General features: G+C 48.8%; 11 protein-coding genes. 6 read left to right on the top strand and 5 right to left on the bottom strand.

Annotated features, from left to right (window positions below; genetic code table 11):
* Positions 1 to 50 precede the first annotated feature (50 nt).
* Positions 51 to 1,589, bottom strand: coding sequence for a serine hydrolase domain-containing protein (locus SD10_RS03745; protein WP_046375748.1), 1,539 nt, complete (start codon positions 1,587 to 1,589; stop codon positions 51 to 53).
* A gap of 140 nt (positions 1,590 to 1,729) precedes the next feature.
* On the opposite strand from SD10_RS03745, the gene SD10_RS03740 reads away from it, so the two are divergent.
* Positions 1,730 to 2,281: a hypothetical protein gene (locus tag SD10_RS03740; RefSeq protein ID WP_046375747.1), complete on the top strand. Its 552-nt coding sequence runs from the start codon at positions 1,730 to 1,732 to the stop codon at positions 2,279 to 2,281.
* Positions 2,282 to 2,350: 69 nt separating this feature from the next.
* On the opposite strand, the gene SD10_RS03735 is transcribed toward SD10_RS03740, so the two are convergent.
* Positions 2,351 to 2,938: a hypothetical protein gene (locus tag SD10_RS03735; RefSeq protein ID WP_046375746.1), complete on the bottom strand. Its 588-nt coding sequence runs from the start codon at positions 2,936 to 2,938 to the stop codon at positions 2,351 to 2,353.
* Positions 2,939 to 3,150: 212 nt separating this feature from the next.
* Here SD10_RS03735 and recQ point away from each other — a divergent pair, with 212 nt between their 5' ends.
* The 4 genes from recQ (at position 3,151) to SD10_RS03715 (ending at position 9,881) form a co-directional block, all read left to right on the top strand.
* Entirely contained in the window at positions 3,151 to 5,274 is a 2,124-nt protein-coding gene (recQ, locus tag SD10_RS03730; RefSeq protein ID WP_046375745.1) for a DNA helicase RecQ, read from the top strand.
* 188 nt (positions 5,275 to 5,462) lie between these two features.
* Positions 5,463 to 6,515, top strand: coding sequence for a lytic transglycosylase domain-containing protein (locus SD10_RS03725; protein WP_046375744.1), 1,053 nt, complete (start codon positions 5,463 to 5,465; stop codon positions 6,513 to 6,515).
* A gap of 754 nt (positions 6,516 to 7,269) precedes the next feature.
* Positions 7,270 to 8,514: a lytic transglycosylase domain-containing protein gene (locus SD10_RS03720; protein ID WP_227699135.1), complete on the top strand. Its 1,245-nt coding sequence runs from the start codon at positions 7,270 to 7,272 to the stop codon at positions 8,512 to 8,514.
* Between the two features lie 107 nt (positions 8,515 to 8,621).
* Complete coding sequence (locus SD10_RS03715; RefSeq protein WP_046375742.1) at positions 8,622 to 9,881, top strand: lytic transglycosylase domain-containing protein; 1,260 nt, start codon at positions 8,622 to 8,624, stop codon at positions 9,879 to 9,881.
* A 52-nt stretch (positions 9,882 to 9,933) separates the two neighbouring features.
* Here the strand turns inward: SD10_RS03715 and SD10_RS03710 are convergent, their stop codons facing one another.
* The 3 genes from SD10_RS03710 to SD10_RS03700 all read right to left on the bottom strand — a co-directional run bounded on the left by SD10_RS03710 (position 9,934) and on the right by SD10_RS03700 (position 12,880).
* Entirely contained in the window at positions 9,934 to 11,250 is a 1,317-nt protein-coding gene (locus tag SD10_RS03710) for a cryptochrome/photolyase family protein (protein WP_046375741.1), read from the bottom strand.
* 143 nt (positions 11,251 to 11,393) lie between these two features.
* Complete coding sequence (locus SD10_RS03705) at positions 11,394 to 11,741, bottom strand: hypothetical protein (protein ID WP_046375740.1); 348 nt, start codon at positions 11,739 to 11,741, stop codon at positions 11,394 to 11,396.
* A 431-nt stretch (positions 11,742 to 12,172) separates the two neighbouring features.
* The gene (locus SD10_RS03700; protein WP_046375739.1) at positions 12,173 to 12,880 is read right to left on the bottom strand and encodes a GNAT family N-acetyltransferase; all 708 of its coding nucleotides are present in this window, start codon (positions 12,878 to 12,880) and stop codon (positions 12,173 to 12,175) included.
* 371 nt (positions 12,881 to 13,251) lie between these two features.
* On the opposite strand from SD10_RS03700, the gene SD10_RS03695 reads away from it, so the two are divergent.
* Entirely contained in the window at positions 13,252 to 14,601 is a 1,350-nt protein-coding gene (locus SD10_RS03695; RefSeq protein WP_227699134.1) for an MFS transporter, read from the top strand.

Here is a 14,601-nt window from a genome sequence, read left to right as displayed (position 1 = left end):
ACCCTGAACATACTAACTTTTCTTCGTCTATTTATCCATTTTCCCGTTTATCAGTGCGGTTCAGAGTGTTCAAGCGTTAAGGTAGCCGACGCCAACCGACCACCACTCAGCTGCCTTGCCGATGTATAGGCTCGAAAAACAAAAGGAACGATATCGACGCCATTATCGGTAGGAAATAAACCTGTCTGGCTGTTCAGATTATTGACAAAAAGAGCAACAGTCAGGTTGTTGGGCAATTTCATCCAGATTGTCCGCAACCCAATGTACGGTACACTGCTGTCATAATACCACCAGCCATCATGGTAGGCGATATCACCAAAACTGGTAGCGGCCCGAAAGCACCCCAGATTATTGAGTAACAAGGTATCTTTATACGCTGTGGGCAGCACTGCCTGACTCGTTGAGGACAAAACCGTAGCGTATAGTTTACCGGCTTCGCGTGGCGTCAGATACCACCCATAAGCGCCCAGCGTAGCATAAAAATTTCCAGGGTTCCACCCTTTACGACCCGCTATGTACGGGTATGTATAGCAATAAGTTGGATCATTGACTGGATACGTCGGAACAGCGCCCTGGATGTCTGCTTTTGCGAGGACATTACTCTGAACATAAGCTAGATAGCGTTGCTGTGTCTGCTGGTCATCGACCGCGTCATCTCCGGTAAACACATACCCGGCCATGGCCGGTATCAGTACCCGCATCAGACCGATATTCGCATTCTGATAACAGTATTTTCCCCGGTTAGCGGCTTGTACACCATTCGCGATAAGCTGTTTCAGACCGGAATAGATATTTTCGCTGTAAGCGCCATTCAGGCAATTGTTTCCCAAACCGATGATGCCACTCCGGTGATTGAATAAATCATAAAAAGTTAGCTGATCGATAGTAGGCCCTTTAGTCCAGGATGGAGGCAGATAAGGGCTGATTTTATCGGTTGTTCGAATGCCTTTCTGAGCGGCCAATTGAGCAAAAGCCATGGCCGCTATCGTCTTGCTCATACTGGCAATATGCATTTTCGTATCGATGGTATATGGTTTCTGGCCTTCCGCATCAACCGACCTCGACTTAAGACCACCCGCCCCCGATGCCTTCAGTTCATCATGCTCATAAATGACGAAGCCATACCCAATATCGCGGTTCTGAAGAAGACTGGTCAGGGTCTGTGCAAACGCATCGGTCAATTTAACTTGCACCAGAAATGTAACAGCCGAACTGTATGCCGTGCCCGTTGCGGTGGTCAGGTAAGCACGGGCAAAATAGGTTGCGTTGTTTTCCAGGCCCGTCAGCGAATCGTTCAGGCTGAAAGGCAGCGAAGATATCGTTAAGGAGCGGGTTGTTTTGCTATCGGCAAGCGTTGGCAATGCATTTGTTTTCGACCAAACGAACCCTGCTGTAAGTGCCTGCCCCGTTGGTGCAGCCACCAGAGTAGCCGAAAGTAAAGCGGATGCATTGGCACGGGTAATGACGGTGGGCACTGACCCAAAACTTACGACATCGTCAGTGGGTGGGGTTGGCTCCTGATTATGTTTGCAACCATACAGCACGGCCAGTATAAAAAAGCACAGTTTACCGAGTGTAGACTTATTCATAACGTTGACCTATTGGTATTTCCGGTAAAGAACGTGCACTATTGATCTTGTATAATCCACTAATTTATTCACCGGAAGGCTTGGTTTGTCTGTTGTCCATATATGAACTTTAGCCAGCAAATTCTGATCCCGGCTCAACTATGTTCTTTTCCTTTGCGCGTAAAGTAACAAAGTCATTTCTGAACAAACTCCTGGTTATTTGTCAGCTAATTATGCTGACTGGCTGCATGAATGTATCGATACAGAGCAATGTAAAACCAGACGACAAACCCGAGTTCAAGAGGATTCTCGTTGTGTCGAACCTACAGCATATGGTACCAACCTACCTGGCCCGTTTTCAAACCGCCTTCCCATCTGGTTATCAGGTATGCACGGTATCCAATAGCTCCATTGACTTTGATAACCCGGAAGAAGCCATTGACAAAAAACGACAAGCCTGCCAGAGCGAGGTTAGTTTGAGCATCGACTTCAATCGTAATTACACCTCTGGTTACGGTAAATACATCACCTCGAATAATGAACTTCTGCTGGTTATGACTAATCTGGCAACCAACAAACCTTTTTGGAAAGCCATTGTTACGACGGGTGGCCTCAATGAAGTGCCTCCCCGGGAGATTGTTCAGCAACTCATCAAAGACGGAATTATTGTCGGTGCGGTACCGCTCGAGAAATCGTACCAGTCTGATTATTAACACAAAAAAGAACGGGATAGACACCGGCTCGGTAAGCAGCATCTACCCCGTTCGTCGGGCTTCGTTACCTTATCCTTTTACATTACTCAAATACGTCTTGTTACCGTTTTTATTGATGTAGTATTTACCACCACGTGGGCCCGTCATTACTTTCTCGCCATTGGGGCCTTTCTGAGATGGGTCAACCGGCGCTTTATAATCAGCAGGGGTCGCCTTTTCTTCTTTCATCTGCCCCGTCGAGCTTTTTGACTTGCTCATTTTGTCATCCTTCAGCCCGGCATTGTCGGCCATCTTATCGGCTTTTTTCTCTGTCTTTTCCGCTGCGGCTGCTGTCCCGTCGGCGGCCGCTTTTTTGGCTGCCTTAGCCGCTCTGGCAGCGGCCATGCGATCGTTCATGGCGGCTTGTTTAGCGGCATCGGTCGTTGCCCCAGCATCTGCTTTTGTCTCTTTGGCGGCTGCCTTCGTCTCCTTCTTGGCTTCTTTAGCAGCATCCTTGGCCGCTTTGGTTTCCGCTTTGGCGGCTGCTTTAGCCGATGCATCGGCCGCGTTCATTTCTTTTTTTGCTTTTTCCTTCGACCCTTTGGTATCCTGAGCAACACCATCTAAGGCGACGAACAGACTTAGCGACAGGCATAGAACTAACAGTTTCTTTTTCATTGTTATTCGATTGGGGTTTAAGTAAGAACAACCAATTTTCGCTCTTGAGACGGAAAGATGCGGATAAAATCACGAATCCGTCAACGAAAACGACTTAAATTTTTCTTAAATTTGGAATAAAGATAGTTGTCTGTTAATCAGCACCAATAGACCACTCACATAGACTATCTGCGCCTGATTAGGGCGATTAAAACCTGTTCTTCAACAAGTCAATGACGGTTTCAACACCCAATACGCAGCAACCTGCCGATTACCTCAAACGTTATTATGGCTATGACCGCTTCCGGCCCATGCAGGAGGCTATCATTCAATCCATTTTGAGTGGTCGGGATACGGTCGTACTCATGCCCACGGGAGGAGGCAAGTCCGTTTGCTTTCAGATTCCAGCCCTGATGCTACCCGGCCTGACAATCGTTGTGTCGCCCCTGATTGCGCTGATGAAAGACCAGGTGGGCGCGCTGCACATGAACGGTATCCAGGCCGCTTATTATAATAGTACCCAAACCAGCAAGGAGCAGCGTGAAATTGAAGACGATTGCATCAACGGCAAACTCAAACTCCTGTACGTCTCGCCGGAGAAGCTCCTGACCGAATCGTTTTTCCAATTTCTGGGCTTGACCAGACTATCCTTGTTTGCGATTGACGAAGCACACTGTATTTCCTCCTGGGGACATGATTTCCGCCCGGAATACACGCAGTTGCATGTGCTGAAGGAGCAATTTCCGAAGGTGCCCACCATTGCGCTGACCGCCACAGCCGATAAACTCACCCGGCAGGACATAGCGACCCGGCTTGGCATGAACGATCCGGCCATATTCGTGGATTCCTTTAACCGGACCAACCTGAGCCTACAGGTGCTCCCCGGTCAGAACCGCATTCAGCAGATCATTAGGCTGTTGCAACAGAAGCCCGACACCTCGGGCATTATTTACTGCTTAAGCCGTAAATCGACCGAGTCGCTGGCAGCTAAGTTGCAGGAAAAAGGATTCAATGCCGCTTTTTACCATGCGAAAATGGACCCAGCCGATCGCTCAAAAACGCAGGAAGCGTTCCTGCGCGACGATGTACGAATTATGTGTGCAACCATTGCCTTTGGTATGGGAATCGACAAGTCGAACGTGCGCTGGGTGATTCATTATAATATGCCCAAAAACATCGAGAGCTTTTACCAGGAAATCGGGCGGGCCGGACGCGATGGCGCTTCTGCCCAAACCGTTTTGTTCTACAGCTTTGCTGATGTGGCTACTTACAAAGAGATGCTGGCCGAGAATAGCCCGGCAAATCTGGGTCTACAACTGGCCAAACTGGAGCGCATGCAGCAATACGCCGACGCCCACACCTGCCGCCGTCAGATTCTGCTCTCCTACTTTTCGGAAGAACTCGCCGAACCCTGCGGCAATTGCGACGTCTGCCGCGACCCTCGCGTTACGTTCGATGGTACTATTCTGGCTCAGAAGGCCCTGTCGGCTATTATTCGGACGGGGGAGCGAGTTCCAATGAATTTGCTGATTGATATTTTGCGGGGTTCCCGGAGTCAGCAGGTACTGCAAGGCGGCTACGACCAGGTAAAAACGTATGGCGCGGGCCGCGATCTTCGTTTTGAAGACTGGCGAAACTACATCCATCAATTGATCAATATTGGCGTCATTGAAATCGCTTACGACCAACACTACGCCCTGCGCCGGGGTATGCTGGCTGATCAGGTGCTGTATGGCGGGCGAAAAGTGGACCTTGTTCGTCCAGACGATGCACCGAAGCCTGTTGTCGAGAAAGTTAAAACCAAAACAGAAACCCAGCGCGATACACTGTTCGAACGGTTGCGGGTGCTGCGGAAGGAACTCGCCGACGAACAGAACGTACCGCCTTACGTTATTTTTACCGATACGACGCTCGAAGACATGGCCCGCCAGCGGCCCGTTACGCCCGATGCGTTGCGCAACGTAAGTGGAGTTGGCGAACGGAAGCTCCAGTTGTTTGGCAAGCGTTTTCTGGATGAGATTGTCGGCTACGTACGTGGGCGGGTAGATGCGGGCGAAAAGCCAAAAGGATCAACGCAACTGATAACCCTCGACTTGTACAATAGCGGGTTGTCGATTGGCGAGATCGCGGCTCAGCGACAACTCACTACAGGCTCCGTTGCGGGTCATCTGGTGCAGCTATCAAAGTCTGGTTACGATATTGATTTAGTGGCTCTGATTGACCCCCTCGAACGGCGCGAAATCGAAAAAGCGATTGCCACGGTGGGCATGCCAGAAGGGGGGTTAAAGGCGGTTTTCGATCATTTGGGGGGTCGTTACGATTATGGCAAGTTGACCCTCGTGGCAGGCCTATTATAGAAATAAAATCCTGTTTTTGGGCGGGCCGTTGGATAATTCTTAGGCGATAATTTGGTATGTAGACCGCAATCAACTAGATTCGTACTCTATGATTGGATAAACCCGCTACTTCGGTACGGGTTTTCTTGTCTATATGTGCCACAACAACTACTATAGTTTTGATAAAAGAAGTAAGTTTTTCATTGCTCATGGCCGCGGTAAAACCGGTCCTCGCGATCCCCTTTTTTGGGGCCGATACGAGCCGATTAACGCTGTCGTCGAACGGATTGAACAACCCACAACTTTTGGTCGTCGACTCAACAAATCACCAATTTCCTATTTATTTCTGCGGAGAAGAGGTTCCGGTAAATGAGAAACACGTCTCGCGCCGATGGTTTCAGACTCTTCGGATGTATGGCGCCCAACAGGAATTTCTGCTCGACCTCCGGATGCGAGCCTCTACGTTCTTTCCCATTATCGACCCTATTCTGCGGAAATACAAAATTCCCCGCGATTTCCGCTTCATGCCGCTGGCGGAAAGTGCGCTCGATAACAGCAGCGTATCCTACAAAGGCGCGTCGGGCTATTGGCAACTGATGCCTGGTACGGCCCGCGAACTGGGCCTGGAAGTAAATGGCAAAGTAGATGAACGTTATAATCTACAAAAAGCAACAGTAGCTGTTTGTCGACATCTGCACCAGTTATACCGGGAACTTGGCTCCTGGACACTCGTGGCAGCTGCCTACAATGGCGGTATCACGCACGTTCGTAACAAAATGGAACAACAGGGCCAATCGAACTATTACCGCCTACGCCTGCACCGCGAAACAAGCCACTACCTGTTCCGGATTCTGGCCTTCAAAGAATTGCTCAGTAACCCGCGCCAGTATGCCCTGATGCTCCGTGGCTCAACGATGGCCGAACTCATGAAGCCATTGCCAAGCTGGCATAAACCACTGGCCTTACCGAAGAAAATTAAAGATTCGCCAACAATCGAGCTGATCGACGAAGATAACTCGACTTGGGGACCCCGCCCAAATACGGCGCTGACCAGAACGTTATCGGACACCGAACAACTCATTGCTCAGGCCGCTTCGAATACCTCTACGGTTCCTGTCTCGGACCTGGAAACTCAGGGCCAGCATTTGCCCATCAAGAAATTAATGATGGGGTTGATGGTACTTCGGTTTCGTCGGCCGCGCTTCCTGAAGCGTAAAATAGAAGGAGGCATCCGTCCTCTTCATTTTTGGGACTGGTTGTAAGCAATAGCCTACTAAACAGAAGAAGTCGCTATCCTAATGGCGACTTCTTCTGTTTAGTAGGCTAATCTAATAGAGCAAGCTGGCACAAAACTTGCTGACCAGCCAACAAAACAAGGTTACTTTCTAACATGATATCATATCATCAGGTTTACAAAAGAATCCCAAAACCAATTTCACACTATAACTTATTTAAGAAAATAGATTATTAACTACTAAGTGTTGTCGAAATAAATAACTATAATACTGTTTAGTAGGTAGTTATCAACTTATACAAGCTATTAGCACCTACTCATTCTCCTTTTGTTACAACAATCAATCAGGCATTACCGTACGTTAATCGCGACAAAAAGAAGGGCTAACTACTTCATTTAGCACATCATTTGTCTGGGAATTTTTGTTTGGCAAACTCTTCCGCTACAAGCTTGAGCATGCTTTGGCCAGCGAATTTGTCCAATCAGAAAGAAAACTCCGTAATTACTATGCATTCATTTCTATATATCGTCAGCCACCGAGCTGTCGGCCAGACTCCGCATTTGGCTACTTGCCCACTTGTTCACCACCCTATTACGCCCGCCAGATTCTAAGTTGGCATCCTCACACTAAGCATTGATAATTAATCGGTTATCTACCGTCCGTGTCAGATAACGTGACTTGCTGGCAGTTGAAAATACAGGCTTAATAAAAATATTAATGTTACAGTTGACACTCTACTAGGTCTAAAGAATATATAATGCTAAAACGTGTACTTACCTTTTTGAAAAATCTGTTATCCTTGCTTGCGTTGGTAGTGGTACTAATTGTGGGAAGTGCTTTTTCCCCCAATGCTTCGCTGAACAGGCCGACCCATTCGTCTTTTTCAAGCCTTTCGCCCACGCTGACCGTTGACCCAACGCTGTTTAAAGGCCTTCCTCCCGTCTATTTTTGTGGTGAATCTGTACCCGTCCACGAAGAAGTAGTAGCCCGTCGACTGGTTTCAGCATTGGTGCGCAATACGGCCAGGAATCAGGCATTGCTACGCATCCGACAGCGAGCAGCCGTCTTTTTTCCTGTTATTGAACCAATTCTGGCTCGGCACGGTATACCGCTGGATTTTAAATACCTACCCTTAGTAGAGAGTGCCTTGCAGGGGTTTGCGGTATCGCCCAAGGGAGCTGCTGGTTATTGGCAATTTATGCCTGCCACCGCCCGGGAGTTGGGATTGAACATAGGACACGGCACCGACGAACGACAACATTTGGTCAAATCAACCAATGCAGCCTGCCGTTATTTGCGGTATCTGTATAACCGCCTGGGTTCCTGGACACTGGCGGCTGCCGCCTACAACAATGGCATTGGCGCATTACTCATCAATATTCGGCGGCAGCAACAACGGGACTATTATTACCTTCGCCTGAATGCCGAAACAGGCAAATACCTGTACCGGATTCTGGCGTTTAAAGAACTGTTCTCCAATTATCGCTCGTACAAAAATCTGATTCCAGGCCAGATGTTGGCTACACTTGACGAGCCGCTGGGTGCCATGCCCGGCGCTGAGGCCGATGATGATGAAGTATTGCTCCCGGAAGTTATCATGAATGAAGCCACCCAAGAGGCCGTCAACATATCCGTAAAAGAGGCATTATCTGCAACAAGTGGCCGAACCGCCGACATTCCGTTACCTAATGCAGCCGACGTATTCAGGGGTGGCATTAAGGCACGTTTGAGAGAAACGTCGGGTTTAGAACGTGGCCAGATTTGGGTGTTCAACCTCACCCGTGATGGTATGGCGGGTGATCGGCAAGTGGAAGAAGGCGACATGCTGTATGCCGTTATCGAAGATATTGATACAAAAGCCAACAAGGTTTACCTGCGTTCAGAAAAACTGTATTCGGCCAGCGACAAGCAAACGTATTCACTGGCGCTATCGGCAGTAGATGCCTCCACGGGCCGTCTTGGCATTCAATTATCAGACTTATCCCAAATAAAGTCAGGCTGGATACTGACCTGGAAATCACTTTAATATCTATAGATAGCTTGTCAACGCTGGTTAAGTCACTGAATTATCCAGTAACGAACTAAACCAGGGCATGGCATCGTTTTCCAATGGTCTAACCAACGTTATTTGTTTTGATACGATTTACCCATAAGGTTGTTCTGCTGATTGTCATTCCATTGCTTTTTACATCAATGGTACTGGCCCAGAAAAAGACAACTCCCGTAAAAGGCAAATCGAGCCGATTCTATCCGGCTGCCCTCCGATCAGGTATAGGTCCCGGTCGATTGCATTTCTGTGGAGAAATGGTTCCGATCGAACAAGGTAATGTATCGGCCAAACTGGCCTTTGCGCTGGCCAGCAGTTCAGGCTACGAACGGCACCTGAATGGATTAAAAGCGCGCTCGGCTCCTTTTTTTGCGGTGATTGAGCCAATCCTGCAAAAGCATAATATTCCCAACGATTTCAAATACCTTCCTCTGATCGAGAGCGCCTGGAATGCCCATGCCGTATCCTCTGCCGGAGCCGTTGGTTACTGGCAGTTTATGGACGAGACAGCCCAGGACATGGGGCTATCTATCCAACCAGGCAATGATGAGCGCTCCAACCTGCTTAAATCAACCGAAGCTGCCTGCAAATATTTAAAGTTTCTCTATTCCAGACTGGGATCATGGACACTTGTAGCGGCTGCTTACAACGGCGGGGTGGGTATGGTGCAGCGTAAAATTAATAAGTCCGGTCACCGCGATTATTATGCGATGGCCATGAACCCCGAAACGGGCTACTACCTATACCGGATTCTGGCCATGAAAGAGCTATTCACCAACCCATCCTATGGCCTTGGCTCTGTAGAAATTATGCTCGTATCGTCGGGAGAGGCCTATGAACTGGAACGCGAGCAGGCCCGGCGCATGGGTTGGCTTCAGGACCAGGAGCCCGAACAGGCCGGCGTTCCCATTGAATCGCTGGACGACCCTGCTGACATAGCCAATAACCTACCCCGAGCTACCCGAAATGAAGCTATAGTGATGGATAGTTTACTAACCGAACTGCTCAAAAATAAACCCGCGGCTCCACCTATTTTCATAGGCGACGTTGTTGCCCGGCTCGTCCGGGCGGGGCAGCCTAAAGTGGGACAAAGCTGGACCTTTGCACTTTCGGAAGACGTTCAGATCGAACAGAACGACCTGAAAGCGGGCGATATGCTATATGCCGTTGTGGATGATGTCGATGCCCGGGGCAACCTGTTTTTTCGGGCAACCAAAGCCGTTTCAGCCCAAACCAGCACCACCGTTCCGCTGACGCTCATTGCCATGAACACGGCCACTGGGCTGGCGGGTGTTCCCCGGCCAAAAGTACTAAAGCCGGGTTGGGTTGTTCAATGGAAACTTTGAACTGTTGAAATAGACGTTACCAGAGTCTAATCCAGACAGACCAGAAAAGCCGCTACTTCACCTTTTTGAGCGCTTTCCGATAAGTATCAACCGCTCGCTGGCGGGCCATCGTATGCTCAACCATTGGCTTCGGATAGGTCGGTTTGTCCACCTCCGGCACCCAATGACGAATGTATACGCCTTTGGCATCAAACTTACCGGCTTGCAGTGTGGGGTTGAAAACCCGGAAATAAGGAGCGGCATCAGTGCCAGACCCAGCCGCCCACTGCCAGCCACCATTGTTGGCAGAGAGATCATAATCCCGGAGTTTTTTGCCGAAATAAGCTTCCCCCCATCGCCAGTCGATAAGCAGGTGTTTGCACAGAAAGCTGGCCGTAATCATCCGAACGCGGTTGTGCATCCAGCCGATGGTATTCAACTGGCGCATGCCCGCGTCGACAATGGGATAACCCGTTTCGCCACGGCACCATTTATCAAACTCCGCTTCGTTGTTGCGCCATTCGATCTGGTCGTATTCCCGCCGGAAGGAGTTCTTTTCAACATGGGGAAAATGATCCAGCACCTGAAAGTAAAAGTCCCGCCAGCAAAGCTCGTTCAGAAACGTTTGATCATCAGCTTCTTTTGCCTGACGAGCCAGGTCTCGGACACTGACTGTCCCGAAGCGAAGGTGTATACTTAACTCACTTGTGCTATGGGGCAGCGCAGGAATATCACGCGTTTTCTTGTAGTTATCGAGTAGCACCCGAGATACCGTTCGTGGAGGAAAGGGGTCGCCTACCGGTAGAAAACCCATCTCTTTCAAAGTAGGAGCAGGTAGCGGTTGGGTTTTCCAGTACTGACCAACGTACTTTTCTGTCGGGTAGGCTTTCAGATAAAAATCCGTTAGTTTTTCGCGCCAGTTGCGACTATAGGGTGTAAAAACGGTGTAAGGTGTTTTTTTTCCGCTCAGTACCTCATCGCGTTCAAAAAGAGTCTGGTCTTTACTGGTGTGAAAACCGATGCTGTGTTCAGCCAATAGATCGCCAATGGCTTTATCGCGCTCTTTGGCGTAGCCCTCGTAGTCGTGATTGGTAAATACATCGGCTATGGTATACTGAGTAATCAGTTCTTTCCAGATATCAACCGGTGTTCCATACCGGACAACAAGGGTTGATCCCAGTTGAGCCAGTTCATCGCGTAGCCGATCAATTTCCTGAACAAGAAACTCTACCCGCCGGTCGCAGCGGTCGTCTAGCGCATCCAGAATTTTGCGGTCAAAAATAAAAATGGGAAGAACAGGGCGACCACTTTTCAAGGCATGATACAGGGCCGCGTTATCGTGCAAGCGTAAATCGCGCCGGAGCCAGACTAGGGAGAGCGATTCAGACATAGTATAGATGAGTAGGTTGTAAGAAAACAGTTAAACAAAAATCGCTCTGTCGAATGATAGTGTTTAGATCTAAACACTATCATTCGACAGAGCGAAAGTAAAAATACTCGTAATAACGGGTAGGTCAGTTACCGGTCACGGCATTAATCTGGCTGGAAACGCAGCCGAACCGTATGCAATTCACCGGCATCGCTACCGTATCCGTTTATTTTCTTGCCAGTCAACTGGCGAATCAATGTATTGTTGAGTTGTTCATTCTGACTGAATACTTCCAGTTGACAAAGCTCACTGGCGGCATTCACTTTAAACTGAATGACCACGACACCAGCCTGCTGAGTTGGCTTAAGGGCATCCGGGTAGGAAACGTACTTCGCCAGTTGGTTTTCCAGCGTTGCCTTAGCGGCCTTGGGTTTACTTGTTTTAATGGGCGCAGCGTAGGCTTGCGTTGCCAGGAAGCCTACCAGCATGAGAAGAGCAAAATTCTTTTTCATGACTTCAATGTGATTAAATGATTAAACAAACTACCCTCGTCCCAACGCCATAAATCATGGAAGCGACTAATGTTACCCTAATATTACGCTAATATTATCCAAATATTACCAAATATATCCGAGGCAAGCGCATTGTGATGCATATCGCGTTCACTTCATTCTGCTAATTCAGTATTTTATTACGCTAAATAACCATTATTAGCATAAAATATTGTTTTATTCAATTAAATCATTTATATCCAATACATTATTTGATCGACCAATATTAACCAAATATTATCAAATTGTTAAGTTTTGATTTTTTAGATAACATACCGCGAATAAGTTGTCTAGTTGAGCCGTATTTCCGGTGAAAACCTACTTCTGGACGGTCCATAAAACAGAAAAGTCCCGAAGCAACTTCGGGACTTTTCTGTTTTATGGACTATTGCTCAAGCCGTTTCCAGCTCGTGTTCACGGCGTAACCGCGTCCGTTCAGACGGGCTGATCCGCATCAGAATACGCTTCTTGATACGCATCCAGCGCTCATACAGACTCGACTCTTTGAGGAAATTCCACTTTTCGTCCTTCAGCTCCTTCTTATGTTCTTCAGGATCGTATTGCATGCCCGTGCACAAGCAGTGTTTGCGGTTGGTCCGGGTCAGGATGTCGAAATTAGCGCAAGTTTGGCAACCCTTCCAGAAGGCATCATCGGCGGGTAGTTCGCTGAGCGTTACCGGCTGATAACCCAAATCGGAATTGATTTTCATTACCGCCAGGCTTGTTGTAATACCTATGATCTTGGCAGTAGGGAACATAGCCCGCGACAACTCAAATGCTTTTGCTTTGATTCGCGTAGCAATGCCACTTTTTCGGTAATCGGGATGCACGATCAACCCGGAGTTAGCCACAAATTTACCGTGCTCCCAGGTTTCGATGTAGCAAAAGCCTACCCATTCGCCCGAAAGCGTCATGGCCACAATAGCTTTTCCTTCGAGCATTTTTTCCATCACATAAATGGGAGAGCGCTTGGCAATACCGGTTCCCCGAGCTTTTGCACTTTCTTCCATTTCCCGGCAGATGGTTTCGGCCAGGCGCAAATGATCTTCATTCGCGACTTGAACGATATATAGATCGTTGACTACTTCTGGTTTGATCATTGTCGTTTATTGGGCGGTTGTAAAGCCGCAGAAACGGAGACAGCGTAATCCGAGCTGATTTGTTAGGTGAATAAAACGAGAAAATTGGCGGAAATAGTTTACCACATAGGCAAACAAAATAATATAGTCCTTTCGGACCTAAACCGAAATGGCGTAGTGTGGAAGAAAGTCGGTAAATAAACGAGCTTTGCCATCGGTTTTGCGCTGAAAACGCGGACAATGTTAGAGAGATTATCCGGTTCTTGCAATAGACTAACGGTTTTTTTGCAGGATAGTTCGACAACAGCCGAAACATATTTATTAATCGTTAAGTCCTACATATCTGGTTGCCTATAGTTTAAGACTATAGGCTTACATACTCAACCCGATCTGTGCTGACGACCCTTCCTCCAACGACCTATCCACTGACGCTAAGCCGAAGTCGGTTGTTACGGTATTTTGTCTTTTTTTACCTATATGTCATGCAGGGGATTCCGGCGGGTTTTTCGCTTACGGCGTTAACCAACTACCTCGCGGCAGAAGGCATTAAACCTAAAGTCATCGGGTCATTTGCTGCCATTGCCGGATTACCCTGGGCCTTTCAGTTTATCTGGGGGCCGCTCATCGACCGCTACCAGAATTCGGCTATGGGGCGTAGAAAACCCTGGGTGATCGGCACCCAATGCCTGGCAGGTTTAGCATCACTGGGCTTATTATTCGTGCAGGATCCGGCCAAACATGTGATCACACTGGCGTGGTTCTTCTTCACGCACAGCGTTTTTGCCGCCATTCAGGATGCGAGTGTCGATGCTATGGCCATTTCGGTTATTCCAGAAGACGAACGTGGGCGCGTCAATGCCTTCATGCGGGCGGGTTTCCTGATTGGCACCGGCGTTGGGGCTGCCGTATTCTCGCAACTTCTGCGGACATACGGCTTTTTTAATGCGGCCTTGGTTCAATCGCTCTTACTGCTAGCCCTGACCGCCTTAACGTTCTTTATTCGCGAACGCCCTGACGACCAGCTTCTGCCTTCGGTCAAACGCCAGCCGTTAGCCCCCCGCTCAGTGAGTACCGATGGCCCACTAGAGCGGCCTGAGCATGATTTTCGGTGGCTCTTTACCGAGTTATTCAAGGGATTGTTCGCTCGGCGAAGTCTACTCCTTTTTGGCTCGGTGGTAGCGGCTTATGTGAGCATTAGTTTGTTCATGCGCGGGTATAACTACCACTTGATTCATACGCTTGGCTGGACCGACACCTCCGTTTCGGGTTTAACAGGTACGTATGGAATGCTGGTAGCCACTGCAGTGGCGCTGGCAGGGGGCTACGTTGCCGACCGCATCAGCCCACGCCTACTTCTGGTCATTGTGCTGGCGATGGTAGCGGTTTATCTGCTGGTATTCAACTCCCTGTCGGCCCAGTGGGTTCAGCGCGAAGTAGCCCAGACGGGTTTGGTTGCGCTTTATTTCATGGACCCCAGCATTAGTATCGCGGCCATGCCGGTGCTTATGGCCATTTGTCGACCCGGCGTCGAAGGGTCTCAGTTCACTACCTATATGGCGTTTATCAACCTTTGCGATATTGCCGGATCGTATCTCGCCGGTCATGCCCAGGAGTATGTGTCAGTGCCCACCATTGGTCTGTTTGCGGGTGGACTGGCGGTTGTCGCAATGCTTACGGCCCTGTTTACCATCCGGCATTATCGGACAGTGGATCAAGCTCATGATTCCGTAGCCACTCATTAG

Origin of the sequence: Spirosoma radiotolerans (assembly GCF_000974425.1) — a bacterium.
Classification (GTDB): Bacteria; Bacteroidota; Bacteroidia; order Cytophagales; family Spirosomataceae; genus Spirosoma; species Spirosoma radiotolerans.
This window is presented reverse-complemented; position numbering and strand designations above follow the sequence as displayed.